At 73.5% G+C, this 24,530-nt stretch carries 26 protein-coding genes; 13 read left to right on the forward strand and 13 right to left on the reverse strand.

Going from position 1 to position 24,530, the window contains the following annotated elements; all coding sequences use genetic code 11:
* The first annotated feature begins 287 nt into the window (after positions 1-287).
* Positions 288-1,946: a sigma-70 family RNA polymerase sigma factor gene (locus tag ACIRPK_RS10210; protein WP_403035682.1), complete on the forward strand. Its 1,659-nt coding sequence runs from the start codon at positions 288-290 to the stop codon at positions 1,944-1,946.
* 67 nt (positions 1,947-2,013) lie between these two features.
* A complete protein-coding gene (locus ACIRPK_RS10215; RefSeq protein WP_403035685.1) occupies positions 2,014-2,502 on the forward strand; it encodes a glutathione peroxidase in 489 nt (162 codons plus the stop codon).
* 43 nt (positions 2,503-2,545) lie between these two features.
* Here the strand turns inward: ACIRPK_RS10215 and ACIRPK_RS10220 are convergent, their stop codons facing one another.
* Positions 2,546-2,914 (reverse strand): hypothetical protein, encoded by a 369-nt coding sequence (locus ACIRPK_RS10220; RefSeq protein ID WP_403035687.1) that lies wholly within the window; start codon positions 2,912-2,914, stop codon positions 2,546-2,548.
* A 176-nt stretch (positions 2,915-3,090) separates the two neighbouring features.
* Between ACIRPK_RS10220 and ACIRPK_RS10225 the strand changes: the two genes are divergently transcribed.
* Together ACIRPK_RS10225 and ACIRPK_RS10230 are read left to right on the forward strand one after the other, a co-directional pair.
* A complete protein-coding gene (locus ACIRPK_RS10225) occupies positions 3,091-5,145 on the forward strand; it encodes an amino acid adenylation domain-containing protein (RefSeq protein WP_403035690.1) in 2,055 nt (684 codons plus the stop codon).
* A gap of 255 nt (positions 5,146-5,400) precedes the next feature.
* Positions 5,401-6,327, forward strand: a complete 927-nt coding sequence (locus ACIRPK_RS10230; protein ID WP_403035692.1) for a helix-turn-helix domain-containing protein — start codon at positions 5,401-5,403, stop codon at positions 6,325-6,327.
* Here the strand turns inward: ACIRPK_RS10230 and ACIRPK_RS10235 are convergent.
* Positions 6,314-7,603: a hypothetical protein gene (locus tag ACIRPK_RS10235; protein ID WP_403035695.1), complete on the reverse strand. Its 1,290-nt coding sequence runs from the start codon at positions 7,601-7,603 to the stop codon at positions 6,314-6,316. The genes ACIRPK_RS10230 and ACIRPK_RS10235 overlap by 14 nt on opposite strands.
* 19 nt (positions 7,604-7,622) lie before the next feature.
* Complete coding sequence (locus ACIRPK_RS10240) at positions 7,623-7,862, reverse strand: hypothetical protein (protein ID WP_403035698.1); 240 nt, start codon at positions 7,860-7,862, stop codon at positions 7,623-7,625.
* A gap of 187 nt (positions 7,863-8,049) precedes the next feature.
* On the opposite strand from ACIRPK_RS10240, the gene ACIRPK_RS10245 reads away from it, so the two are divergent.
* Positions 8,050-8,580: a hypothetical protein gene (locus tag ACIRPK_RS10245; protein ID WP_403035701.1), complete on the forward strand. Its 531-nt coding sequence runs from the start codon at positions 8,050-8,052 to the stop codon at positions 8,578-8,580.
* Positions 8,581-8,599: 19 nt separating this feature from the next.
* On the opposite strand, the gene ACIRPK_RS10250 is transcribed toward ACIRPK_RS10245, so the two are convergent.
* The 3 genes from ACIRPK_RS10250 to ACIRPK_RS10260 all read right to left on the reverse strand — a co-directional run bounded on the left by ACIRPK_RS10250 (position 8,600) and on the right by ACIRPK_RS10260 (position 13,055).
* Complete coding sequence (locus tag ACIRPK_RS10250) at positions 8,600-10,594, reverse strand: acyltransferase family protein (RefSeq protein ID WP_403035704.1); 1,995 nt, start codon at positions 10,592-10,594, stop codon at positions 8,600-8,602.
* Between the two features lie 110 nt (positions 10,595-10,704).
* Positions 10,705-12,372, reverse strand: coding sequence for a glycosyltransferase family 2 protein (locus ACIRPK_RS10255; RefSeq protein ID WP_403035707.1), 1,668 nt, complete (start codon positions 12,370-12,372; stop codon positions 10,705-10,707).
* A 146-nt stretch (positions 12,373-12,518) separates the two neighbouring features.
* The gene (locus ACIRPK_RS10260) at positions 12,519-13,055 is read right to left on the reverse strand and encodes a GNAT family N-acetyltransferase (protein ID WP_403035710.1); all 537 of its coding nucleotides are present in this window, start codon (positions 13,053-13,055) and stop codon (positions 12,519-12,521) included.
* 207 nt (positions 13,056-13,262) lie between these two features.
* Between ACIRPK_RS10260 and ACIRPK_RS10265 the strand changes: the two genes are divergently transcribed.
* The 3 genes from ACIRPK_RS10265 to ACIRPK_RS10275 all read left to right on the forward strand — a co-directional run bounded on the left by ACIRPK_RS10265 (position 13,263) and on the right by ACIRPK_RS10275 (position 15,315).
* Positions 13,263-14,093 (forward strand): lysozyme, encoded by an 831-nt coding sequence (locus tag ACIRPK_RS10265; RefSeq protein WP_403035713.1) that lies wholly within the window; start codon positions 13,263-13,265, stop codon positions 14,091-14,093.
* A gap of 265 nt (positions 14,094-14,358) precedes the next feature.
* Positions 14,359-15,102, forward strand: coding sequence for a hypothetical protein (locus ACIRPK_RS10270; protein ID WP_403035716.1), 744 nt, complete (start codon positions 14,359-14,361; stop codon positions 15,100-15,102).
* 27 nt (positions 15,103-15,129) lie between these two features.
* On the forward strand, positions 15,130-15,315 hold the full coding sequence (locus ACIRPK_RS10275; protein ID WP_403035718.1) for a hypothetical protein: 186 nt from the start codon (positions 15,130-15,132) through the stop codon (positions 15,313-15,315).
* A 73-nt stretch (positions 15,316-15,388) separates the two neighbouring features.
* On the opposite strand, the gene ACIRPK_RS10280 is transcribed toward ACIRPK_RS10275, so the two are convergent.
* The 4 genes from ACIRPK_RS10280 to ACIRPK_RS10295 all read right to left on the reverse strand — a co-directional run bounded on the left by ACIRPK_RS10280 (position 15,389) and on the right by ACIRPK_RS10295 (position 18,362).
* A complete protein-coding gene (locus ACIRPK_RS10280) occupies positions 15,389-16,276 on the reverse strand; it encodes a Gfo/Idh/MocA family protein (protein WP_403035721.1) in 888 nt (295 codons plus the stop codon).
* Between the two features lie 28 nt (positions 16,277-16,304).
* Complete coding sequence (locus tag ACIRPK_RS10285; RefSeq protein WP_403035724.1) at positions 16,305-17,006, reverse strand: O-methyltransferase; 702 nt, start codon at positions 17,004-17,006, stop codon at positions 16,305-16,307.
* A gap of 89 nt (positions 17,007-17,095) precedes the next feature.
* On the reverse strand, positions 17,096-17,839 hold the full coding sequence (locus ACIRPK_RS10290; protein ID WP_403035726.1) for a DedA family protein: 744 nt from the start codon (positions 17,837-17,839) through the stop codon (positions 17,096-17,098).
* Between the two features lie 187 nt (positions 17,840-18,026).
* On the reverse strand, positions 18,027-18,362 hold the full coding sequence (locus tag ACIRPK_RS10295) for a hypothetical protein (protein WP_403035729.1): 336 nt from the start codon (positions 18,360-18,362) through the stop codon (positions 18,027-18,029).
* An 85-nt stretch (positions 18,363-18,447) separates the two neighbouring features.
* Here ACIRPK_RS10295 and ACIRPK_RS10300 point away from each other — a divergent pair, with 85 nt between their 5' ends.
* The gene (locus tag ACIRPK_RS10300; RefSeq protein WP_403035732.1) at positions 18,448-18,810 is read left to right on the forward strand and encodes an FAD-dependent oxidoreductase; all 363 of its coding nucleotides are present in this window, start codon (positions 18,448-18,450) and stop codon (positions 18,808-18,810) included.
* A gap of 32 nt (positions 18,811-18,842) precedes the next feature.
* Here the strand turns inward: ACIRPK_RS10300 and ACIRPK_RS10305 are convergent, their stop codons facing one another.
* Entirely contained in the window at positions 18,843-19,268 is a 426-nt protein-coding gene (locus ACIRPK_RS10305) for a hypothetical protein (RefSeq protein WP_403035735.1), read from the reverse strand.
* A gap of 208 nt (positions 19,269-19,476) precedes the next feature.
* Here ACIRPK_RS10305 and ACIRPK_RS10310 point away from each other — a divergent pair, with 208 nt between their 5' ends.
* Complete coding sequence (locus tag ACIRPK_RS10310; RefSeq protein WP_403035738.1) at positions 19,477-20,046, forward strand: Uma2 family endonuclease; 570 nt, start codon at positions 19,477-19,479, stop codon at positions 20,044-20,046.
* Between the two features lie 199 nt (positions 20,047-20,245).
* Complete coding sequence (locus tag ACIRPK_RS10315) at positions 20,246-20,617, forward strand: hypothetical protein (RefSeq protein ID WP_403035741.1); 372 nt, start codon at positions 20,246-20,248, stop codon at positions 20,615-20,617.
* Here ACIRPK_RS10315 and ACIRPK_RS10320 read toward each other — a convergent pair whose 3' ends face one another.
* Positions 20,618-21,403, reverse strand: a complete 786-nt coding sequence (locus ACIRPK_RS10320; protein ID WP_403035744.1) for a class I SAM-dependent methyltransferase — start codon at positions 21,401-21,403, stop codon at positions 20,618-20,620.
* Between the two features lie 95 nt (positions 21,404-21,498).
* On the opposite strand from ACIRPK_RS10320, the gene ACIRPK_RS10325 reads away from it, so the two are divergent.
* Positions 21,499-22,146, forward strand: a complete 648-nt coding sequence (locus ACIRPK_RS10325) for a class I SAM-dependent methyltransferase (protein ID WP_403035747.1) — start codon at positions 21,499-21,501, stop codon at positions 22,144-22,146.
* A 10-nt stretch (positions 22,147-22,156) separates the two neighbouring features.
* Here ACIRPK_RS10325 and ACIRPK_RS10330 read toward each other — a convergent pair whose 3' ends face one another.
* On the reverse strand, positions 22,157-22,720 hold the full coding sequence (locus tag ACIRPK_RS10330) for a Uma2 family endonuclease (protein WP_403035749.1): 564 nt from the start codon (positions 22,718-22,720) through the stop codon (positions 22,157-22,159).
* A gap of 302 nt (positions 22,721-23,022) precedes the next feature.
* On the opposite strand from ACIRPK_RS10330, the gene ACIRPK_RS10335 reads away from it, so the two are divergent.
* Positions 23,023-24,519, forward strand: a complete 1,497-nt coding sequence (locus tag ACIRPK_RS10335) for a NaeI family type II restriction endonuclease (RefSeq protein ID WP_403035752.1) — start codon at positions 23,023-23,025, stop codon at positions 24,517-24,519.
* The last annotated feature ends 11 nt before the right edge of the window (positions 24,520-24,530 follow it).

The following is a 24,530-nucleotide window of genomic DNA, read 5'->3' on the forward strand; positions in this document are numbered from 1 at the left end:
GCCCCGACACACCGTCACTCCGGTACGGCCCCGGACGGCCACGCTCCGCCCACCTCGCGCGCCGACCCCTCACACTCCCTTCACGCCCCCGGTGGCCCCGGCCACCGCTGTGAGCTGGGCGTTGGCCGTGAGGGGCGGACGGGCCCGGACCGGCATCCACTACGCTCCGCTGAGCACCGGGGGCCACTCAGGTCTCCGGAGTTTTTCCGTTATCGGCGGACGGCCCGCTGATCTCCCATCACGACAGGGCAGTACGGACCGGCCGACGGACAAGGTGGACCAGACGGATGGACAGGCACGAAGCGGAGCGGATGGTGACCCGGGCCCGGGCCGGCGACCAGCAGGCCACCGACGAACTGATCGGCGCTCACCTGCCGCTGGTCTACAACATCGTCGGCCGTGCCCTGAACGGTCACCCCGACACCGACGACGTGGTGCAGGAGACCATGCTGCGCGCGGTCGACCACCTGCCCTCGCTCCGCGACCCGGCCGGGTTCCGCTCCTGGCTGGTCGCCATCGCGATGAACCAGGTCCGCCGCCGGCACCAGGTCGCCCACCAGGCCCAGATCCCGATCGGCCTGACCTACGACTCCGCCGACCCCGGCGCCGACTTCGTGGACCTCACCATCGTCCGGCTCGGCCTGGCCGGGCAGCGCCGCGAGGTCGCCGAGGCCACCCGCTGGCTGGACCAGGACGACCGGGAGCTGCTCTCGCTCTGGTGGCTGGAGGCGGCGGGCGAGCTCAGCCGGGCGGAGCTGGCCGAGGCGCTGGAGCTGTCCCCGCCGCACGCGGCGGTCCGGGTCCAGCGGATGAAGGGTCAGCTGGAGACCGCGCGGGTGGTGGTCCGGGCGCTGGCCGTCCAGCCCTCCTGCCCGCAGCTGGCCGAGCTCACCGCGCAGTGGGACGGCGCCCCCGGCGCACTCTGGCGCAAGCGAATAGCCCGGCACGCCCGCGAGTGCGGCTACTGCGCCCAGCAGTGGGAGGGACTGTTCCCGGCCGAGGGCCTGCTGGCCGGGCTGGCCCTGGTCCCGCTGCCGCAGCATCCGCTCGGCCTCCCCGTCGACCCCACCTCGGCCGCCTCCGCCTCGGCCACCACCCCCGCACCGCCGACCGCTCCCGGGCAGCCGGCCACCCCGCCGGCCGGGGGCCGGGCGGCCGCCCGGCGGGCGGCCGCCCAGCGGCCCGGCAAGGGCGGCAGCGGACGGCGGCGGGCCAAGCCGCGCAGCCGTCGGCGGGTGCTGGTGGCGGTGATCGGCACCACCGTCGCCACCGTCGCGGTGATCGGTGTGGTGGGCGCCGACCAGACCCCCTCCCCGCAGGCGGCACCCCGGATCGACGGCGCGGCCACCGCCGCCGTCTCCGCCGCGCCCCTGGAGGTCCAGGCCGCACCCGTACCGGCTGCGGCCACCTCCCCGGCGGCCACCGTCACGGCCTCACCCTCGCCCTCGGCCACCCCGACCGCCTCGCCCTCCGCCACCCCCAGCGCGGCCGCGCCGTCGCCGTCCCGCACCTCCGCAGCACCCTCCGCCCCCGCCCCGGCCACCAGCGCGGCGAACCGGGCGGCCACCGCCCAGCAGCAGGTGATCGACCTGGTCAACACCGAGCGCTCGAAGAGCGGCTGCGGCCCGGTGAAGGCCAACAGCAAGCTCCAGGCGGCCGCCCAGGGCCACTCGGACGACATGGCGGCCCGGAACTTCTTCGACCACACCAACCCCGACGGCAAGGGCCCGCAGCCCCGGATCGAGGCGGCCGGCTACCGCTGGAGCACCTGGGGCGAGAACATCGCCCGGGGCCAGCAGGACTCCGCCGCCGTGATGGACGCCTGGATGAAGAGCCCGGGCCACCGGGCCAACATCCTCAACTGCGCGTTCACCGAGATGGGCCTCGGCACCCACTTCGGCACCGGCGGTCCGTGGTGGACCCAGAACTTCGGCGCGCCGAGCTGACGGAATACCGTACGGCTGTCGACCGTTGTCCGGCTCGGCCATCCATGAACCCCGAAAGGACTCCGCCGTGAGCCTGTACGACATCCCGCTGCGCACCCTCGACGGCCAGGCGACCTCGCTGGCCGACCACAAGGGCAAGGCGCTGCTCGTGGTCAACGTCGCCTCCAAGTGCGGCCTGACCCCGCAGTACGCGGGCCTGGAGCGGCTGCAGCAGCGCTATGCCGACCGCGGCTTCACCGTGCTCGGCGTCCCCTGCAACCAGTTCATGGGCCAGGAGCCCGGCACCGCCGAGGAGATCCAGACCTTCTGCTCCACCACCTACGGCGTCTCGTTCCCGCTGTTCGAGAAGCTCGACGTGAACGGTGACGACCGCCACCCGCTCTACACCGAGCTGACCAAGGTGGCCGACGCCGAGGGCACCGCGGGCGACGTGGCCTGGAACTTCGAGAAGTTCCTGATCACCGCCGACGGCACGGTGGCCGCCCGGATCCGTCCGCGCACCGAGCCGGAGGCCCCGGAGCTGGTCGCCCTGATCGAGGCCAACCTCCCCGCCTGACGCTCCGTCGGCCCGGCGTCCGTCCGAAACGGCGGACGCCGGGTCAGGCCGCCCGGCGGACCCGCAGGGCCCAGAGCACCAGCGGCACCTGGAGCGGCAGCCGGGCCAGCGCGGTGACCCGCTGCGGCGTCGGCCGGTGCCGCCAGTCGTAGGCCATCTTGGCGTTGGCGGGGAAGACCGCGACGAAGAACCCGGCGGCCGCCAGCGCGCCCAGCCGCCTGGTCCGCGGCACCGCCACCGCCGCACCGAGGGCCAGCTCCGCGACTCCGCTGGCGTACGTCCAGGCCCGGGGCTCGCCCGGCAGCGCGCGGGGCACGATGGCGTCGAACTGGCCGGGCCGGGCGAAGTGGGCCACGCCCGCGCCGAGCAGCAGGCCCGCCAGCAGCGTGGCGGAACGTGTCGACTTTGCCATGATGACTCCCTGGTCCGGTTCGTCCCCGTGTCGATTGTTACTGGACAGTAGCACTCCGGCCCCGGTCAGGTGACAGGTCTGCAACTACCGTACGTTCACTGTCGGTTCACCGCCCCCGTTGCCTGCACACTGTCAGGGGGGCGGCGCGGTACCGTCCCGCGGGGGAGGGCGGAGCAGTGCACGACATCGAGGACCGGACGGTTCACCAGCTGTTCGAGGAGCAGGCCCGACGCACACCCGACGCACCCGCGTTGGTCTGCGGCGAGCAGCGGCTGAGCTATCGCGAGCTGGACGAGCGGGCCGACCGGTTGGCCCACCACCTGCGGGAACTCGGGCTGCGCGGCGGCGAGTTGGCGGCCGTCGCGGTCGGCCGCACGCCGGACCTGCTGACCGCCGTGCTGGCGGTGCTGAAGACCGGTGCGGCCTACGTGCCGCTGGAGCCGACCGGGCCGGACCGGATCATCCGGCACGTCCTGGCCGAGGCCGACCCGTTGGTGGTGATCACCCAGGAGGCGTACCGGGTCCGGCTGACCGACGCCGCCGAGCGGACCGTGCTCTGTCTGGACGGCGCCCCGCTCCCCGGCCTGACCGGCCCGCTGCCGGACCGCGCCGGTCCGGCCGACCTCGCCTGCGTCTTCTACACCTCCGGCTCCACCGGCCTGCCCAAGGGCGCCCTGATCGAGCACCGCAACCTGCTGCACTCCTACCGGGGTTGGCGCCAGGTGTACGGCCTGACCGCCGAGGACCGGTTCCTGCAGACCGCGACGCTGGAGTTCGACGTCTTCACCGCCGACTGGATCCGGGCGCTGTGCAGCGGTGGCGTCCTGGTGCTGGCCCAGCGCAACTTCACCCTCGACCGCACCGCCTCCCCCGCCGAGCTGCACGAGCTGCTGCTCCGCGAGCGGATCACCGTGATGGAGACCAACGCGCACACCCTGCGCCGGCTGTTCGCCCACCTCCAGCCGCTCGGCCTGGAGTTGGGCAGCGTCCGGCTGCTCTCGGTCGGCGCGGAGAAGTGGTACCTGGACGAGCAGCTCCGGCTGCAGAGCTACCTCGGCCCGGCGGTCCGGCACGTCAACGTGTACGGGGTGGCCGAGGCGGCGGTGGACAGCGCCTGGTTCGACACCGCCGCGCTGACCGGGGAGCCCGACCACCCGGAGCGGCTCTCGCTGATCGGCCGCCCGTTCCCCGGCACCGACATCCGGCTGCTGGACCGGGCCGGGCGGCCGGTGCCGCCGGGCACCCCGGGCGAGATCTGCATCGCCGGCCCCGGCGTCGGCCGCGGCTACCTCAAGCGCCCCGAACTGACCGCCGAGCGCTTCCTCGACGGCGAGGGCGGCCGGGCCTACCGGACCGGCGACATCGGGGTGCTGCGGCCGGACGGACTGCTGGAGTTCCTCGGCCGGGCGGCCGGCCGGGACCCGGCGGCCGCCGCCTCCCTGGCGGCCGTCGAGGTGCTGCTGCGCGGCCACCCCGAGGTGCGCGAGAGCGCGGTGGCCGAGGTGGAGACCGGTCCCCGCCGGACCGGGGTGGTCGCCTACGTGGTGGCCGCCGACGGCGCCCCGGCCGAGCCCTGGGCGCTCCGGGCCTACCTGGCCGAGCGACTGCCGGAGCGACTGCTGCCGGAGGCCGTGGTCCCGCTCCCGGCCCTGCCCCGGACTCGGGCCGGCAAGCTCGACACCCGCTCGCTGCCACTGCCCGCACCGCGCGACCACGCCGCGCCCGGACCGGGCAGCGGGGGGTCCGCCAAGGCCGTCCGAAGCGGCAAGGGCGGCGGTTTCCTGGCCACGGAGTTCGGGCGGCTGACTCCGGCCACCCGATGGGCGGCCGTCACGGCCGCCGGTGCACTCGCCGCCGCCGTGCTGACCGACGGCTTCTGGCCGGGCTCGACCGACCTGTCCCACGTGCCGTCACCCTGGGCCGCGCTGTTCCACCTGCTCTACCTGTTCGAGTGGCTGGGCTTCGGCCTCGGCCTGGCCCTCCTGCTGCTCGGCGGCCCGCTGCTGGCCCGCAACGGCCGTCCGCTCGGCTTGACCCTGCTCGCCCGGCTCGCCGTCGGCTGGCTGCTCGCCGCCTGGTGGCCGCAGGACAACTGGTACCGGGTCAGCCAGGCTACCGACTGGCCCCGACAGGCCGCCCTGGTCTACGGGTTCAACGTCTCGCTGCTGCTCGCGGCGCTGGTGCTGGTCGGCTTCCTGGCCTGGCAGCCGGAACGGCCGAAGGGCCGCTGACCCCGGGCGGGCCGCCCGGCCAGCAGGCTGAAGTCGTAGTGCTCGGACCGCAGGCGCAACTGCATGGCCTCACTCCTCGTTCGGGACGGGTACGGCCCGTACGTTGGCAGCCCGGCCCCGCCCCGGTCCAGACTTTCCGTCGTCCCGGACAGCGCCCGACTGTCCGGGCAGGTCAGCGGCCTGTCCGGGGTGATTCCGGACAGCGTCCCAGGGGGGGCATTGCCGAATCGGCGGTGGCTGACAAGGATGTGACGCATGAACAGTCAACACGGGGTGGCACCGGAACAGGCCGAGGACGTGGCCGGGTTCCTCGCGCTGATGCGGCAGCTGAAGGACGAGACCGGTCTGACCTACCGCCAGCTGGAGGAGCGGGCCGCCGAGCAGGGCTCGGTCCTGGCCCGCAGCACCCTCGCCGACGTCCTGAACGGCCGCTCGCTGCCCCGCCCCGAGCTGCTCTCCACCTTCGTCCGGGCCTGCGGCGCGGCGGACCGGGAGGCGTCCTGGCTCCGGGCCAGGGAGGCGCTCGCCGAACCGCCGACGCCCCAGCCGACGCCCCCGACACCGGCCGCCCGCCGGCGCCGGATACCCCGGCTGCCGCTGCTCGCCGGGCTCGCCGTGGTCGCCGTCCTCGCGGCCTGGGCCCTCACTCCCCGGACCTCCGGGCACCCCACCTCCGCACCGCCCCAACAGGCCGTCGCCGCACCGGCCGTGCTCCCCACCGGGTGGGTCCGGATCCGCCCGGTCACCGCCCCCGGGCTCTGCCTGACCGACGGCCGGGTGCGCGACCAGCGCTACACCCCGCTGGTGGCCGTCCAGCGCCCGTGCGCCGAGGCCGGTCCGCAGGCCACCCTGCTGGAGCCGCTGGGCGGCGACGAGTACCACATCCAGTGGCACCACCCTGACTACGGCAAGGGCTGCCTCAAGGCCCTCCCCGACGGCCCCGGCGTCGGTCTGCTGGAGCCGATGGACGACTGCACCCAGGGCAGCCACTTCCACGTCGAACCGTCCGGCCCGGCCGGCAGCGGCACGTACGTGCTCCGGGTGGACGGCCAGGGCTGCGCCGGGATCGCCGGGGACGGCACCGGCCCGGGCACCGAGGCGGTGATGGCCCACTGCGTGGGCCGGGGCGGCCAGGTCTTCTTCGTCGAACCGATCAGCCGACCGACCTTCAGCGCTCCCTGACCACGCCCGCGAACGGCTCCCCGAGCGCCCGGTTGGCGGCCCGCAGCAGGTACTCGGCCGCGTCCAGCCGCTCGGTGCCGTCCGCCCAGAGCGCCACCCCGGCGAACGGCAGCGGGTCGAACCCGGCGGTCGGGATGGTCGGCAGCAGCCCGACCCCGAGCGCCGCGCATCGCTCGGCGACCCGGGCGAGGTGGGCCAACAGCGCGGCCTGCGGCAGCCGGGCGCCGAGCGGCAGCCGGTCCAGGGTCCGGACGTACCGGCCCCGCTCGCCGGGCCGCCCGGCGAGGCGGTCGGCCAGCACGAAGGCCACCGACGGGCCGGTCAGCCGCAGGTTGGTCTCGGTGGGGGCGAGCCGGCCGAGCGGGTCCACCACGAAGTCCAGGTCGTACCAGCCCCGGTGGCCCGCCTCGGCGAGCGCCCGGCCGACCGCCAGCCCGAACGCGGCGGCCGGCCCGGCCAGCGAGGCGGGCACCGCGTCCGGGCCGACGGTGGCGCCCTGGTAGCCGGTGCCCTCGATGTGCATCACGGCCGTGCCCACCGGGTGCACCGCGCCGTCGGGCCCGATCACCCCGTCGAAGCTGAGGTCGCGCAGCGGGCCGTGCCCGGCCACGAACTCCTCCAGCAGCGGGGCCCGGCCGGTCTCCGCCCGGAGTCGCCGCAACGCGGCCAGTGCGCCGCCCGATGCCCGGACCTGGCGGGGCGTCAGGACCACCGTGCCGTGGCCGCCGACCCCGTACGGCGCCTTGACCACGCTGGTCAGACCGGCGGCGGCGCGGGCCCGGAGCAGCCGGGCCAGCTCCCACCGCGACGCCGGCCGCCACTGCTCGGGCACCCGGATCGCCGGGTGGTCGGCGGCCAACCGGCGGAACAGCAGGTGCGACTCCGCCTTGGACTCGAACCGCCGCACCACCGGCCCGGTCCCGCCCCAACCCCGCACCGGCAGTCCCGAGTCGGCGATCCGCGCCCGGAGTCCGGGCCGGTCGGCCAGCGCCTCGGCGAGGCCGGTGTCCGGGGCGATCCCGCTGTGCACCTCGACCTGGCCCCAGCCCAGTTCCCCGGCCAGCCAGTCCGTCCACTCGGGCTCGACCTGGAGCGGCAGCACCAGCACGGCCGGGTCCGGGGTGTAGAACGCGGCCAGGCAGGAGTAGTGGTGCGCCTGCCGCAGCGCGCCCGGGGCGGGCGGCCCGAACTGCGCGTTGAAGTCCGCCACGTCCCCGAGCTGGACGGCCCGCCGTCCACCGGTCCACCCGTCCTGCCATCCGCCCCCGGCTGCCATCGGACCAGCCTACGGTGCGTCAGGCCTCCCCGGGGCGCCAGGCCGGCCACTCCCACGGGCGGTCGGCCCAGTGCACCTTCGCGGGGTCGTGCGGGTCGAGGTCGGGGAAGTGCTCGTGCACCCGGGGCTCGAACTCCTCGGGGGCCAGCGGCTCCCAGCCCACCCCCTCGAAGCGCACCAGCCGGTAACGGCTGTCGGTCCGGAACTCGGCCACCTCGACCAGCCAGGCAGCGGGACCACGGTCGGTGTTGTTCTCCATACCGCCCAGCATCGACCGCCCGACCGCCGCCCGCACCCGAGCGACCCCCACCTGGCGCAGCGTCAGGTGGGGCCGTCCGGGTCCGGCGCCGGGACCGCCGGATCGTCGTTCACCCGCTCCGCCCGTGCCGGTGGCTCGTTGAGCACTCGGGCGCCGGCCATCGGCGACCCCGGGTGGGAGGAGCAGCGTGAGCGAGCAGTGGCAGGCACCCTGGCAGTACGGGTGGGAGCAGCAGCCACCGCCCCCCACCCCCTGGGAGCCGCCGGTGACGCCGTTGCCGTCGAGGCGCCGGCGGGTGCGGCGCCGGGTGGCCTGGGCGGCGGGCGGGGTGACGGTGCTGGCGGGGCTCTGCTGGCTGCCGAGCGCCTGCTCGGCGGACCCGGCGCGGCCTGCCCCGGCGGTGCTCGACACCCCGTCACCGAGCCCGCTCGGCCCGCCGTCCCCCGCCCCGCTGCCCCCGCCACCACCGCCCGTGGCGGTGAGCAGCGCGCCGCCGTCCTCCGCCGCACCCACCGCCGCCCCGACGCCCCGGCAGAGCCGCTCCGCCAAACCCGCGAAGCCGTCCCGGGCGCCGCGGCCGAGCGCGTCCCCCACTCCGGCCGGCTCCACGCCCGATCTGCTCGCCTCGCTCCAGGTGTGCGCGGAGGCGGAGCGGCGCGGCCAGTGGGCGCCCGGCTCCGAGGAGGCCCGGGTCTGCCGGAGCCTGTACGGGGGCTGACCCGCCACCTGACGGGCGGTCAGTACAGCAGCCCGGCCGTCACCAGGTCCTGTCGGATCCTGGGCGCCAGGGTGGCGGCCAGGGTGTCGGTGATGTGCCCGGTGTCCCGGTACAGCAGCACGCCCTCGCGGACCGGCGGGCAGTCGCCGGGCGGCGGGCAGAGCAGCGGCCGGTAGTCGAGCACCGCGACCCCGTACTTGGCCGCCAGCCCGTCGGTGAGCAGCGGTTCGGGCGCGAAGGCGGTGCCGCGCGGGAAGGTGCAGTCCTCCTCGGCGGCCAGGCAGACCGGGATGTCCTTGCCGGGCATCGGGGTGTCGGTCAGGTACGCGATCGGGGCGCCAAGCCCGCGCAGCCGCTTCAGGGTTGTGGTCCAGCCGGCCGCCCGTTCGGCCGGGTCGCCGTAGCGGTTCAGCCCGGCCAGTACGACCAGCTTGGGGGCGGGGCCGCCGGCCAGCCGGGTCATGGTGTGCTCGCGCCAGCGGTCGCACTCGGTGTACTCGCGGCCGAGCACCGGGTTCTGCACGGTCAGGGTCGGCAGCGGGCAGCCGGGCTTGACCAGCACCTCCAGCGCCCAGCCGCGTTCGCGGACCAGCGGCAGCAGCGCGGAGAGCCACTGCCCGGCGTGCGAGTCGCCGAGCAGCACGATCTTCTCCCGGGCGTTCGGGTTGCCGAACCGGCAGGTCGGGCTCTGTTCGGCGGCCAACGGGATCTCGCAGCCCTCGCCCGGCGGGAAGTCGGTCCTGGCCCGGGCCAACGAGGGTGTGAGACCCGGCAGTTGACTGCCCGGCAGCAGCAGGCTCGGCCCGCTCGGCGCCCCCGCCGGGACCACCACCGCGACCCCGGGGTCACCCAGCGCCCGGACGGCGCCGCCGCCCAGGGTGAGCCCGGCGATCAGCGGGACGGTCAGCGCGACCGCGCCGACCGCGAGCCCCTTGCGCGGCGCCCCGGCCTGGCCGCGCCGCAGCGGGATCTCGACCAGACGCATCGTCAGCCAGGCGGGCAGCGCGGCGCCGAGCACCAGGGCCAGCGCGATCGGCAGCGACAGCGTCCCGTACCTGGCCTCGGCGATCGCCAGCAGCGGCCAGTGCCAGAGGTACCACGAGTAGGAGATCCGTCCGGCTGCGCGCAACGGTGGCACCGAGAGCAGCGAACCGGCCTGGTACCAGCGGCCGCCGGGGCCGGCCAGCAGCAGGGCGGCCGTGCCCAGGGTCGGCAGCAGCGCGGCGCTGCCGGGGAAGGGGGTGCTGCGGTCGTACAGCAGCACCGCCGTGACCACTGCCGCCAGGCCGAGCCAGCCGAGCACGGTGGCGCCGATCAGCCGGCGGCCGTACAGCAGGGCGGCGCCCGCGCCGAGCGCGAACTCCCAGATCCGGGTGGCGGTGGAGAAGTAGCCGAGCGGGGCGGCGTCGGCCGTCCAGTGCAGGCAGAGCAGGAAGGACCCGGCCCCGGCGCCGACGGTCAGCAGCAGCACGGCGAGCCTGCGCCACTTGACCGCCAGCAGCAGGACGGCGCCCCAGAGCAGGTAGAACTGGTTCTCCACACCGAGCGACCAGAAGTGCAGCACGGGGCTCGGGTCCCGGGTGGCCGCCAGGTAGTCGGTCTGCTGGCCGACGAACCGCCAGTTGGCGAACTGCCCGGCCGCCGCGAGCAGGTCACGGGCCAGGTCGGTGCCGCGCAGCGGGTCCAGCAGCAGGCGGCCCGCGACGGCGGTGGCGGTCAGCACCACGGCGGCGGCGGGCAGGATGCGGCGGGCCCGGCGGGCGCAGAACTCGCGGAAGCCGATCGGGTGCCGGCCGGTCAGCAGGCCGGTGATCAGGAAGCCGGAGAGGACGAAGAAGACGTCCACGCCCACGTAGCCGCCGGTCAGCGCGGGCACTCCGGCGTGGAAGGCGAGGACGGCGAGCACGGCGACGCCGCGCAGGCCCTCCAGGTCGGTCCGGAAGGCGGGGGCGGGGGCTGGTCGGATCCGGGGCGGTGCCGCGGTGGCCCGGGTCAGGGTGATCAGGTCGGTCACGGTGGTGCTCCTAGCGACGGCTGCGGTGGGCGTGCCGCCGGGTCCTTGGGGTGACCCGGCAGGCGGTCCCGCGCCGGTGGGGCGACGCGCGTGCTGGTACTGGTGGAACGTCAGAACAGCGGGTCGGCCCAGCCGGTGGCGAGCAGCCCGACCAGCGTGAACCCGGCGGTCACCGCGAGCGCCTCGGTGCGGCCGAACGCCTCGGTGGCGCCGGCGGTGCCACCGCCCTCGACCTGGTCCCGGCCGCGCAGCAGCCCCCAGAGCGCGGTGAGGACGGGCAGCGCGGTGTAGGCGGTCAGGGCGAGCAGGGCCGCCAGCGCCCAGTAGGGCTGCCAGCCGTACCGGGCGACGGCCCGGGCCAGGCCGACGGCCCCCGCGGCCAGGCACAGGGTCAGCCAGCCGACCCCGATCCGGGCCACGGTGCGACCCAGCGCGGAACGGCCGGCGATCGCACCGGTCGGCACCCAGTCGGCGCTGCGGTGCCGCAGCGCGTGCCAGAGGGCGACCACGTGGCAGAGGCCGCCGAGCAGTTGGACCCGGGTGACCTCGAACCGCCAGCGGGTCCGGGAGGCGGCGGGGAGCAGCGCCAGCGAGACCCAGAGCGGCGGCAGGAAGGGCAGCACCTGCCAGGGCTCGATCCGCTCGGGGGTGAAGAACAGCAGGATCAGCGCGGGCAGCGGCACCGCGAAGACGTTCACCGCGCTGCTCAGGTAGCCGAGGATGCCGTTCCAGAAGCACAGCCTGGCCCCCTTGGGCAGCGGGCTGCGGTGGAACTCGGGGTCGCGCAGCAGCGCGAGCGAGCCCAGGCACCAGCGGTACTGCTGGCTGATGAAGGCGGACAGCCCGGTCGGCGACAGGCCCTTGGCCAGCAGGGTGGGCAGGTAGCGGGTGCGGAAGCCGTGCCGTCCGAGCGCCAGCCCGGTGTACAGGTCCTCGCTGTGGTCGGCCTCGTAGAAACCGCCCGCGAGTTGCAGGGCGCTGCGCCGGTAGAGCGCGTTGGTGCCGCAGCAGACGGTGCCGTCCCGGGCGTCCCGGGAGGGCTGGATCCAGCGGTAGAAGATCTCCTGGGTGGCGCCCGCGCCACGTTCCAGCCAGCCCATCGAGGCATCGGTGTCGAAGCACTGCGGGCTCTGCACGATGCCGGTGGCCGGCTCGTCGAAGTACGGCACCAGGTGGTCCAGGAAGTCCGGGCGCGGGCAGAAGTCCGCGTCCAGCACCGCGACCAGGTCGGAATCGCCGTTCGCCAGACCGAAGTTGAGGTTCCCGGCCTTCTTGAACCGGCCCAGGTCGGGGCGGGTGTGGTAGCGGAAGCCGTACGACTCGGCGAGTTCCCGCACCTCGGGGCTGGCCGCGTCGTCGAGCACCCGGACGGTGAGCTCACCGCGCCAGCGCAGCTCGGCCACGTGCCGGTAGGCGTTGGCCAGCACGTCGAGCGGCTCACCGCAGGTCGGCAGCAACAGGTCCACCGAGGGCACCCGTTCGGGCCGCCAAGCGCGGAGCAGCAGCAGGTGGCTGTCCTGCGAGTACCGGCGCTGGCGCTGGCCGTCGCCGATGCCGAGCAGCCAGGTGGCCCCGTTCAGCACTACCAGCAGCAGGAACGGCCAGAGCAGCGGACGGCTGAGCGCGAACAGACCCAGGGTCACGGTGGCCCCGGCGTAGGAGAGCGCGGAGCAGAGCAGCACCCAGCGGCGCTGCGGCCCGAAGTACCAGTAGAGCTCCCGGTCGTCGGGTGGCTCGGGCAGGACGGGCGCGGACGGGTTCAGTTGGCGTGCGGGCATGCGGAAGGAAGCCCCCCTGGGCTCGATGTGAACGAACCGTGCTCGCGCCAGCCTGCCACATTGGTCTGGACCAATCGTGAACGGTGCATGAATCAGGCCAGCGGATACGGCTCTTGACGCCACGTCAGCCAGGGGGGATTGTCCGCTCAGATCCCCTTGATCAGCTTTTCGAACCGCAGATCCGGGCGGCGCGGGACCCCGAACCGCTCGTCCCCGTACGGGAATGGCGAGAACTCGCCGGTCCGCCGGTAGCCCCGCCGCTCGTACCAGGCGATCAGGTCCTCGCGCTGCACGATCACCGTCATCTCCAGCCCGGTCACGCCCCAGCGCTCCCGCGCCACCGCCTCGGCCCGCGTCAGCACCGCCCGCCCCAGTCCACCGCCCTGCCGGTTCGGCCGCACCGAGAACATCCCGAAGTACGCCGTCTCACCCCGGTGCTCCAACTGGCAGCAGGCCAGCAGCTCACCGTCCCGCTCGGCCAGCAGCACCACGCCCGCCGGCGCCGCGATCGCCGCCGCCACCCCCTCGGCGTCGGTGCGCTGCCCGTCCAGCAGATCCGCCTCGGTGGTCCACCCCACCCGGCTGGCGTCACCCCGGTACGCCGACTCCACCAGCTCCACCAGCGCGGCCACATCGTCCGGCCCGGCCGGACGGAAGATCAGCTCGGAGGTATCCGACGTCATCGCCCACTTCTCACTTCCCGGGCCGACCACCGGCCCCGCCCGCATCGTGCCACAGCCCACCACCCGCCCTTCGGCATGGTGTGGGGCCACATCCACTGACCGTTCGTCATGTGTTCTACGCGCCATGGCGACCATGTCCGGTGCATGACTAGGGTCGTGCCCGGCAAGGTTCGCCCCTGGCCTGCTCCTCCACACCGACTCGAAGGAGTGCCCGTGCCCACCTTCCGTCTCCTCCACCGGGCGGCCCTGGCCGCCGCCACCGGCGCGCTGCTGCTGGGCGCCGCCGCCGTCCCGTCCCACGCGGACGCCGGACGGCCGCCCGCCGGCTTCCACCCCGAGCTCGACTTCGCGGGCTCCACCGTCGCGGCCCACGAGGGGAGATCAGGCACTCCCCTCCAGAGCCTGGCCGTCACCCAGACCAAGGGCGCCGACGTCTCCAGCTGGCAGGGGAACGTCAACTGGAGCAACGCCGCCGCCAACGGCGCCCGCTTCGCCTACGTCAAGGCCACCGAGGGGACCGGCTACACCAATCCCTACTTCGCCCAGCAGTACAACGGCTCCTACAACGCCGGGCTGATCCGCGGCGCCTACCACTTCGCCCTGCCCAACGCCTCCACCGGCGCCGCCCAGGCCACCTGGTTCGTCAACCACGGCGGCGGCTGGTCCGCCGACGGCAAGACCCTGCCACCCGCCCTGGACATCGAGTACAACCCGTACGGCGCGACCTGCTACGGCCTCAGTCGGGCCGCCATGGTCAGCTGGATCCGCGACTTCAGCACCACCGTGCACAGCCGCACCGGCCGCTACCCCGTCCTCTACACCACCACCGACTGGTGGACCACCTGCACCGGCAACAGCAGCGCCTTCGGCACCACCAACCCCCTCTGGATCGCCCGCTACGCCTCAGCCGTCGGCACCCTCCCGGCCGGCTGGACCTACCAGACCATCTGGCAGTACGCCGACTCCGGCCCCCTCCCCGGCGACCAGAACTACTTCAACGGCGCCTACGACCGCCTCCAGGCCCTCGCCAAGGGCTGACCCCCCGTCAACAACGGTGCGGGGGCCACCACCAACGGTGCGCCCCGCACCACTCCTCCCCTCCGCACGGCGACATCACCTGCGACCGACTCCGACGCGGCCGTGCACCCGTCCCGCTCCAGCTGCCGGGTGCACTGGCAACCACGCCCACCACCCTGCTCGCCTCCACCCGGACGAAGTAGCGGCCTACGCCACGCAGCCGGCACGGCTGACCATCCACCACACCCAAGGGCGCACTGTCCGCACCGGCCGCTAACCTGCAGCCGTGAACAGGACCGATGAGATCGTGATCGACTTCGCCGACGGCTCCCGGCTGCTCCGACCGGAGCGCGACGAGCTGACCTGGGCCGTCCAGGAGCGGACATCCGAACAGCACCCCTGGCTGTGCATCCTCCGCGACGGGCAGCAGCATGATCCGCAGCTCTACATCCAGGCGTACTCCCACGGTCCGGACACGTGGCAGGTGGAGCACCGTTTCGGGACGTCGAGCGAGCACTACGAGGCCGTCGGCCACCAGAGCTGGGCCGTGACCGAGCAGCTCCTCTGGGGCTGGACGGCAGCCGAGCCGGGCTGGCGGGACCTGGTCACGTGGCAGCAGCTGGATTTCCCCGCCCGCCAGGTCCCCGTCGCGTACGAGCCGCGCGCCCGCACCCGCTGGATCGGCACCTGCGCGGAGGGCCAGTTCTTCGGCGACGTCACCGGAGCACCGAACCTCCCCGGCATCATGGCACTGCTGCACCGCTTCGACCCGGACGGGAACCACCTCGTTACCGACTTCAGCCAGGTCACCGACGTCGACGTGGCCCACGACGAACTGGCGAAGCTGCTGGACACCCTGACCGCCGTGGCACCCGGCCCGATCCGGATCCGCCCGTTCGAGGTCGAGGCGTACGGGGTGCGGTGGGGCCTGATCGACCACACGGTCGATCACGACGGGCGCGAGCACTACGAGCTGCTGCCCCAGTGGCTCGGCTTCGGGGCCCCCTTCGACGGCCTGTACTCCACCTGACCCCCGCGCGACAGGGAACGACCCTCCATGGCCCTCGGCGTTATCGTGCTGGCAGCCGGACTGCTGGCCCTCCTGGCCGTGGTCTGCACGGCCTTCTTCTTCCTGGCCTCGGGCTCCGGCTGGCGACGGGCCTGGGTCAGCCTCGGCGGCGCCTGCGCGGTGATCCTGCTCCCGCTCGCCGTCCTGGTCGTCCCGCTGCTGTTCATGCGCTGACGACGCGACACCCGCCCGGTACGTCTGCGGCCCGACCACCCTGAGAGGGTGGTCGGGCCGCAGACGTACCGGGTCACCGCCCCAGCGAGCGCTCCGCCTCCGCCAGCAGCTCGACCACCCGCAGCCCGAAGGCCGCGTCGCACGGGTGCGCCGTCCCGTCCGCCGCCGAGGCGAGCAGCGCCGAGACCGCCCGGGCGTAGGCGGCCTGCGGGCTCTCGTTGCGGTCCGGCATCACCAACCGGCCCGCCTCGCCGCGCAGTTCGACCACCACCCCGTCGACGGCCGCCGCCACCGGGGTGGTCAGGCTCAGGGTCAGGGTGCTGGAGGCGCCGCCGACGTGCCGCAGCACCAGGTGCACGGTGTCCAGCGGCCCGGCCACCGCGGTGATCTCCGTCGCGTCGCCGAGCACCGGCAGCAGCATCGAGAGCGCGTGCGGGCCGACGTCCCAGAGCGCGCCCTTCTCCCGCCGCCAGGGCGAGTCCGCGTACGGGCTGCCGCTGTCGGCCGCGAAGACCGAGCCGAACCACTCCGCCCGCGCCGTGAACCAGCCGCCCCGGGCGGCCTGTTCGGCCAGCCAGTCGGCCTGGTCCGCACCGAACCGCAGGGTGAAGAACACCACCGAGGCGACCTTCGCCCGCTCGGTCGCCTCGACCACCCCGCGCGCCTGCTCCACCGTCAGCGCCACCGGCTTGTCCAGCAGCAGGTGCTTGCCGGCCCCGGCGGCCCGGACCGCGTACTCTGCCTGCACCGCCGGGGGCAGTGCGATCGAGACCGCGTCCACCTCGGCGAGCAGCCGCTCGACGTCGGCGAACGCGGGCACGCCGAACTCGTCCGCCAGCGCCGCCGCCGCCTCGGGCCTGCGGCCCCACACCCCGGCGAACTCCGCCTCGGGGTGGGCGGCCAGCGCCGGTGCGTGCACCCGCTGCGCCCAGGGGCCGGTGCCCAGCAGTCCGATCCGCATTCCCTGCTCCTTAAGCACTACCGCTGCTCTACCGCTCCACCCGGATCAGGGTGAAGCCGTCGTACCCCTTGGTGCCGACCGTCTGGACCGAGGTCGCCGTCACCCGGTCCGAGGCCGCCAGTTCGTCGTGCAGCCGACGGGTGCCCAGCACGCTCGGGTCGGTGCTGTCCGCATCGGCCACCGCACCGCCGCGCACCACGTTGTCCACCACGATCAGGGTGCCCGGGTGTGCGTGCTCGATCGCCCAGACCACGTAGTCCGGGTTGCTCACCTTGTCGGCGTCGATGAAGTAGAAGTCGAACGGCTCGACCCCCTCGGCGTCGAGCGCCGCCAGCGTGTCGGCGGCCCGCCCGAGCCTGACCTCGGCCTGCTTGCCGAGGCCGGCCAGTTCGAGGTTCTGCCGGGCCACCTCGGCGTGCCGGGGGTCGATCTCCAGCGAGATCAGCCGCCCGTCCGCCGGCAGCGCCCGCCCGAGCCAGATCGTGCTGTACCCGCCGAGCGTGCCGATCTCCAGGATCCGCTTCGCCCCGGCCGTCCTGGCCAGCAGGTGCAGCAGCTTGCCCTGGTTCGGCGCCACCGCGATCTGCGGCAGGCCCGCCCGGTCGGCCGCCGCCAGCGCGGCCGACAGCACCTCGTCCTCGCCGATCAGCTGCGCGCTGAAGTACTCGTCGACCGTCGTCCACTGTTCCTGGCCCACTGTGATCCTCCGGGTCCGTCGGGTCCGCCACATCGGTGATCAGCCACACTTTAGTACTGGAATGCGAACCGCCGGTGACCCGTACGAGGGTCACCGGCGGCTGCAACGCAGCTGACCGGGGCTCAGTCGGCCACCGGGGCGGACGCGGGCTCGGCCTGGCCCGCGACCTTCACGGTGCCCACCGCACCCGACTCGACAACGGCCTCGGACTCGGCCCCGGCCGCGCCCTCGACCGGCTGCCCACCGCTGGTCTCCGGGTGCTCGGCCCGGTGCTTGGCCGCCCGCCGCTTGAGCACCCAGGCGGACCCGGCCCCGAACACGGCGGCCAGGATCAGGCCGACCCAGGAGAAGCTCTTCAGCCACTGCTCGGCGGCCTTGCCCACGGTGTAGATCAGCCAGGTGGTGCCGCCGGCCCAGATCACGCCACCGAGCACGTTGGCGATCAGGAACTTCCAGTACGGCATCCGCAGCGAGCCCGCCAGCGGCCCGGCGAAGATCCGCAGCAGCGCGATGAACCGACCGAAGAAGACCGCCCACATGCCCCACTTCTGGAACGCCCGCTCGGCGGTCGCCAGATGGTCGGGGCCGAAGTGCTTGGGGAACTTCCGGCCGAGTTTCTCGAACAGCGGCTTGCCGCCCTTGCGCCCGATCGAGTAGCCGATCGAGTCGCCGACGATCGCACCGGCGATCGCGCACGCCGCCACCAGCCACGGGTTGACCACGCCGCTGGCGGCCAGCACCGAGGCCGTCACCAACGCGATCTCGCCGGGCAGCGGGATGCCCAGGCTCTCCAGCAGGATGATCGCGCCGACGAGCGCGTACACCGCGTTCGGTGGCACGCTCTCCAGCCATACGTCGATGTGCAAGGTCGGATACCTCCGGGGCAGGACACTCCCGCCGCGAGGTCGGCGAGCGTCGGCAAGGGTCGGTCGGGAAGGACAGGAGAGCCGGGCAACGTCGCGAACGCACCGCAGCGCCTCCGCGACCCGGGACGGCCGAGGGCAGCCTAACCCGCTCGGCCGGCCCGCCCGGTAACACGCCCGGGAGCCCCGGTCAGTTCCCGCCGCCGGCCAGACCCCGGTGCAGCAGGGTGGTCAGGGTGTCGACGATCTGCCCGTCACCGGCTCCCGGGCCCAGCTCACCCGCCGTCAGCAGCGCGTAGCCGGACATCGAGAGCATCCCCCCGATCGCGGCGGCCACCAACTCCGGCTCGCCCGGCAGCCGGTGGCCCTGCTCACGCATGTACTCCAGGTGGTCCCGGAGCACGGCGGTCTCGGCGGTCAGCGCGGCCCAGGCCCGACCGGAGCCGGGCGGCTCGGCCAGCGTCGACTGGGTCAGCGCGATCACCACCGGGAGGTGGTCGCGGAACACCTGCCAGGAGACCGCCACGTGCTCGCGCAGCTGGCCCGCCCGGCTGGCCGACCTGTACCGGCACGAGTCACTCCCGCTCGCCCTGCTCCGGGCCACCACCGAGGTGCACCGCCCGACCCTGAGGCACACCCTGCCCGCCGTCCCCGCCCGGCACGGCCGCCGGACCGTCCTGGTCGGCGACGCCGCCCACCCGGTCGGCGCGGGCCAGGGCGCCTCGATGGCCCTGGAGGACGCGGTGGTGCCGGCCCGGGTCCTGAGCCGGGCCGGCTCGCTCGCCGACTACGAGCAGCTCCGCCGGGCCCGGGTCGGCCGGATGCTCAAGGCCGCCGCCGCCAACCGGGACGCCAAGAAGGCCGGCCCGGTCGGACGCCGGGTCGACGACCTGGTCCTGCCGCTGGTGTTCCGGCACTTCTACCCCCGGTCCACCTCCCGGCTCTACACCCACGAACTCGGCTCGCTGACCTGACCGATCGACTGCCGTTCCCGCCGGTCAGCGGATCAGCGGGTCAGCTGTCGGCCGGACTCCAGGACTGCGGTGAGCAGCGGCAGATACTCGGGCGCGCAGGCGAACAGGACGGTGTCCTCGCCGTCGCGGCACTCGGTCACCTTCCACCCCCTCGGAATGCCGACCGGGTCCGTGCCTTCCCGATCGCGCACACGGACGGGTTCCACCTGCGACAGCGGGATCGGCCGGCTGTTCAGTCCGGGCGCCTCGGTGGGCGAGGTGGCCAGCGTGGTGGGGGAAGCGGTCAGGAAGCCGAGCACGGGGCGGCAGTACGGGCGCATGCCGAAGACGCACCCCGCGAAGGTCACCGCCTCCCCCGCCTCGAACGCCTTGGTCAGCTTCCGCACCTTGCGCTTGGCCGCCCCGAAGCCCGGCGTCAGCACGGAGGACACCAGGATCTGCAGCAGTACGTCCACCATGATTCCGCCCCCGGCACGTCGTGTTTCCAGATGAAGGACGGCCCGCCCGGCTCCCCGGTTCCGGGGCCGGCTCGCCCGTCGCGGCGTGCTCGAACCGGTGCACCGGGCAGTGCTCCCTCCGCAGAGGTGGCAGGTGCGCTTGTACGGCGCTTGAACTTCGCGAGGGAGCGGGACCCTGGGGGCCGGCCTGCGGTGGGAGGATGTGGCCATGGCCGATTTCCGGATTTCCGAGCGTCACGCCCAGCTGCTGGCGTATGCCCAGAGCCTGACCCCGCCATCGGGTTGGAAGATCGAAGTGTCGGGCGACGAGATCATCATGATGGCCGGGCCGTCAGTGATCCACCAGCGCAACCTGCTGGTGGTGCGGGAGCAGTTCGACGCGCACCGGCCGGCCCATCTGATGCCGAGTGAGAACACCGACCTGGCCTCACCGAATGTTGGCAAGCTCCGTAATCCGGACCTGACGTACATTCCGGTCTCCGTGATCGAGCTGGGTGGCAACGACGTCCCGGCGGAGCTGGCGGCGATCGCGGTGGAGATCGTCTCGCCGTCGAACCCCGAGAACGACCTGGTGGGCAAAGTCCGCGACTACCCCATGATGGACATCCCGGTGTACCTGCTGATCGACCCCCGTGAGGGGACGGTGACCCTGTATTCCGAGCCGGGTGGCGGGGTCTACCACCGGCAGTGGAACGGGAAGTTCGGCGACACCGTACCGATCCCGGAACCCTTCACCTTCGACCTGACCACCAAGGACCTGATCCGCTACCCCGCCTGACCACCACCCCACCCAGCAGTCAGCTGGCGTGCTTCACCGCGACGGGGCCCTCCCTGCCCATGCGGGGGCCAACTGGCGGAAGGCGAGCAGCGGCCCCTTCCGGAGACGTCCTCCCCGCACACGCGAGGTCAGGCGAAAGCCGCTGCCGCTGGCGGAAAATCCGGTGCCGCCGCCACCGCGCCCGGGCCATCATGTCCGGATGACCGACGAACCGACCGCGGAGCCCGACCCGGCCCTGCTGGGGATCGGCATCACCGCCAACATCGTCCAGCGGACCGTGCAGGGCCACGGCGGCCTGGAGGTCCGCCGTGGGACGAAGCACTTCGCCCCGGGCGCCAAGGTCTGGTTGGTGCCGCCGCGCTGGGACTGGAGCGAGCGGCTGTACGTGGTGGGGCGGCACCGGGGCCGGTTCAACCGCTACATCGCGGTCGTGATGCGCCGGGACTTCCTGGAGAACCCCCGGATCAAGGGCGTCTACAGCCCCGCCCTGGCGCAGGCGCTCGCCGAGGTCGTCGGCCGCCCGTTCTGGGACGGCGTCGAGGAGGCCCAGCTGATGCCGGACCGGTGGTGATCACCGTCGGCGCAGCGCCTCCGCCAGGCCGACCGTCCCGACGATCCGGGCCCGCTGGTCGGGCAGGTCGAGCGCCAGCACCCGGAACAGCCAGCCGTACCGGGCGGTCAGCGGCACCGTCCGGGCGTCCCGCAGCAGCTCGTGCGAGCCGACGCCCCACGGCATCGGGGGCACCTGGTACCCGCGCCGGGCGGCCCGGCCGGACCTGGTCATGCCGGAGAACCAGCGCGGGACGACGTCGAACAGCAGCGTCCCGCCCGGGAAGCGGTCGGCGCAGCGGGTGAACAGCTCGCGCACCTCGGCGGGCTGAAGGTACATCAGCAGGCCCTGCGCGACGATCAGTACGCCGAGCGCCGGGTCCACCTCCGCCGGCCAGGCCGGATTGGTCGCCGAGCAGGCCAGCAACCGCTGCCGGGGGCCGGGCGGGAGCAGCCGTTCGCGCAGGGCGACGGCCTCCGGCAGGTCGACGGTCAGCCACTGCGCCCGGCCGTTGTCCACCCGCCAGTACTGGGTCTCCAGGCCGTCGCCGAGACAGACCACCGTGCCGCGCGGGCAGCGCAGCAGGAAGTCGGCCACCTCCTGGTCGAACAGTCCGCAACGGGCGCCCTGGAGCCGGCTGCCGAAGCCCTGCCCGCTGCCGAACCGCTCGACGAACGGGTAGTCCAACGCCTCGACCAGCTCGACCGCCTTCGGATCGGGGTACGGGGTCCCGGGCCGCCGGGCCTCCACCGCCCGGTGGTACAGCGTCCACAGCGCTGTTTCGGGAATCGCGGAGAGCTCTTCCACAGCAGGTCCCTTCGCCGAGCCGACCCCCACCGCATTCTGACACCGCGTCGGGTCCCGGGCGCCGAGGCGCAGCGGGCGTTTGCCATCCTGGACCGATGGCAGACTTCCCGCAGCACGGCCCGGTCCGGCACAGCTACGACACGGTGGCCGAGGAGTACCGGAGCCGGATCGGCGACGAACTCACCCACAAACCGCTCGACCGGGCCCTGCTCACCGCCCTGCTGGAGCAGACCGAACCCGGCACCCCGATCGCCGACCTCGGCTGCGGGCCCGGCCACGTCAGCGGCTGGCTGGCCGCCCGGGGCGCCCGCCCGGTCGGCGTCGACCTCTCCCCCGCGATGGTGGCGCTGGCCCGCCGCGACCACCCGGACCTGGACTTCCGCGAGGGCGACCTGCTCCGTCTCCCGGCGGCGGACGGCGAGTTCGGCGCGGCGGTGGCCCTCTACTCGGTGATCCACCTAACGCCCGCCGAACTCCACCCGGCCTTCACCGAGATCCGCCGCACCCTCCGCCCCGGCGGCCTGCTCCTGCTCGCCTTCCACCTCGGCACCGAGGTCCGCCACCTCACCGAATGGTGGGGCCACCAGGTCGAGGTCGACTTCCACTTCCTCGACCTCACCACCGTCGAGGACCTGCTCACCACCACCGGCTTCACCGTCGAGGCCCGCCTGGAGCGCACCCCCTACCCCCAGGAGGCGGACACCCGCCGCGGCTACCTGCTGGCTCGCCGCCAGGACGGCTGAGCCGCAGAGGTCACAGCCCGGCGGTGTCGATCTCCAGCTCGAACGGCGCGGGCAGCCGCATCGGCGTGCCGAACGGGTGCGGCCCGTCCACGCTCTCGTAGCCCAGCCGCCCGGGCTCGGTGAACAGCGTGCACTCGCGCTGCTGACGATCCACCAGCAGGTACACCGGGGCGCCGTACTGCCCGTACCTGCGCCGTTTGACCGTCCGGTCCGTCTCCCCGTTCGACGGCGAGGTCACCTCCACCACCAGCAGGGTCTGGTCCGGCAGCAGCGCCCCCTCGGTCTTCGCGAGCTCCGCCGGTACCACCGCCAGATCCGGGATGTACCAGTTCTCGGAGCCGGGCAGGTCGAGGTTCCCCGACCCGACCACCAGGTTCAGCTCCTGCAGCCTCGGCGAGAGCTGACGACGCACCAGGTCCGACGCGCTCTCGTGCGCCCATGACGGCGACATGGGTGTGATGACTCCTTCGATGATCTCGGCGCGGTCCCCCGCGACGTGCTGGATCGCGTACTTCAGCGCCCGCTCCGGGTCGCTGACGCTGTAGTCCCCGGGGACGTGAGCTGCCGTACTCATGGGCGTACCTCCTCCGCTCTCGGCTGATTCTCCACCAGCCGAGTACATCGGCAACGCCTGCTGTGGAGCAACCGAACGGCTCACCGTCACCCGGCCGAGCGATGACCCATCACTCTCGCCACGGCCACGGCGAATCGGACGGCGGGTGGATCGGTCCGAGGACGGAGGTGCATCAACTCTCCAGGTGTGCGGGCTCGGCGACGTCCCACCCAGCCTGGCTCAGGAAGTGCCCTCCGAGCCATTTGATACATTGAGTCATTCAATCAAATGGTGACTTCATCGATTAAATGAGAGTCGAGATCGTGACCCAGACCTCGCGGCGCGGACGGCCCTGGACTCCGCTGCCGTCCGACCTCGACGCCGACACCACTGAACTCCTGCGGGTGCTGCGCGGGCTCATCGACGAGAGCGGGATCGGCCTCAAGGGACTCAGTCGCGCACTCACCAGCAGCCACTTCAAGGGTGTGGACCCACCCGGCTACAACACAATCTCCCGACGCCTTAGGGGAGAAGGCATCAGCAACGACACCAACCTCATCGAGGCCGTGGTGCAGATCTGCGCGCAGCCGGAGCAGCGCCGGGCCAGAACCACCGAGGTCCGACGGCTTCGGGAAGCGGCCCTGAACTCGTCCGCCCAGGAAGCCCGCCGACGCGCCGACGCAGTCCCGGAGCAGCCGCAGCCGGACGAGCTGGCGCAGGCCCGGCGCCGCATTGCCGAGCTCCAGGACGAGCTGGCGCAGGAACGCCTCCGTGGTGACGAGAGCCGACAGACCATGGCGTTCCTTCTCGGGGTGCTCGGGCGTTCCGCGGTCGGGCTCGCCGCTCCCCTGCAGTCCTTCCTTCCTGCCCCGTCCCGCCCCCCGGCGGATCCCGTCGTGTCGCACCCCTCGCCTCTGCTCTCCCCAGCCGATGCCGGGGGGATCGACGCCGTGGCGGCCCATCTGCGGACGCTCGATCCGACCGGTGAGCGGTTCGCCGGGGCACTACGGACGGCAGTGGACGAGATGCTCGACGGTCAGCGCACCGGCCGCTACGACATCGGGCAACTGCACAAGACCGAAAAGACCCACCTCCGCACCAAGGTCGAGACCGTCCTCTCCTCGGCCCTGGGTCTCGAGCCCGGCAAACAGATGGACCTCTCGATCGCCGACCACGAGGTCGACCTGAAGTTCAGCCTGACCGGCAACTGGATGATCCCGGCCGAATCCGTCGGTCACATCTGCCTCCTCGTCACTCTCGACGATGCCCGCTCGGAGTGGAGCGCAGGACTGTTGCTGGCCGAGGACCACCTGCTGACCCGGGGGGGGAACAAGGACGGGAAGCGAGGCGTCTCCCGCGTCGGCCGGGAGGCCATCCGGTGGCTGTTCCGCAAGGCGCCACTGCCGCGCAACACGCTCCTGGCCCTACCCCGGGAGGACATCACGGCGATCATGTCGCACCGCAGCGCCCAGCAGCGGGTGAACGAGCTGTTCCGACGGGCACAGCGCGTCCGGGTCAGCTCCACCGCAGTGGCCACCGTAGCGATGCAGGGCGACCCGATGAAGCGGCTCCGGGATGCCCGGGCCATGCTCGCCAGGGAAGGTATCGCCGCCCTCACCTGGCAACAGGGCTGGTCCGCCCAGGCGCTCGGTCTTCCCGTCCCCAGGTCCGGCGAGGCCGTCGCGGCCCGGCTCGCTCCGCTCCGGGACGACGAGACCGACACGCCCTTCATCGAGCTCGAAGGTCAACGCTGGGCCGTCGCCCGACCTGGCGATCCCGTCGCGCCGCTACCGGCGCGCCCCTGGCCCGACCGGCCCTGAGAGTAACGGCG

This window comes from Kitasatospora sp. NPDC101801, from assembly GCF_044766665.1.
In the GTDB taxonomy this organism is placed as follows: Bacteria; Actinomycetota; Actinomycetes; order Streptomycetales; family Streptomycetaceae; genus Kitasatospora.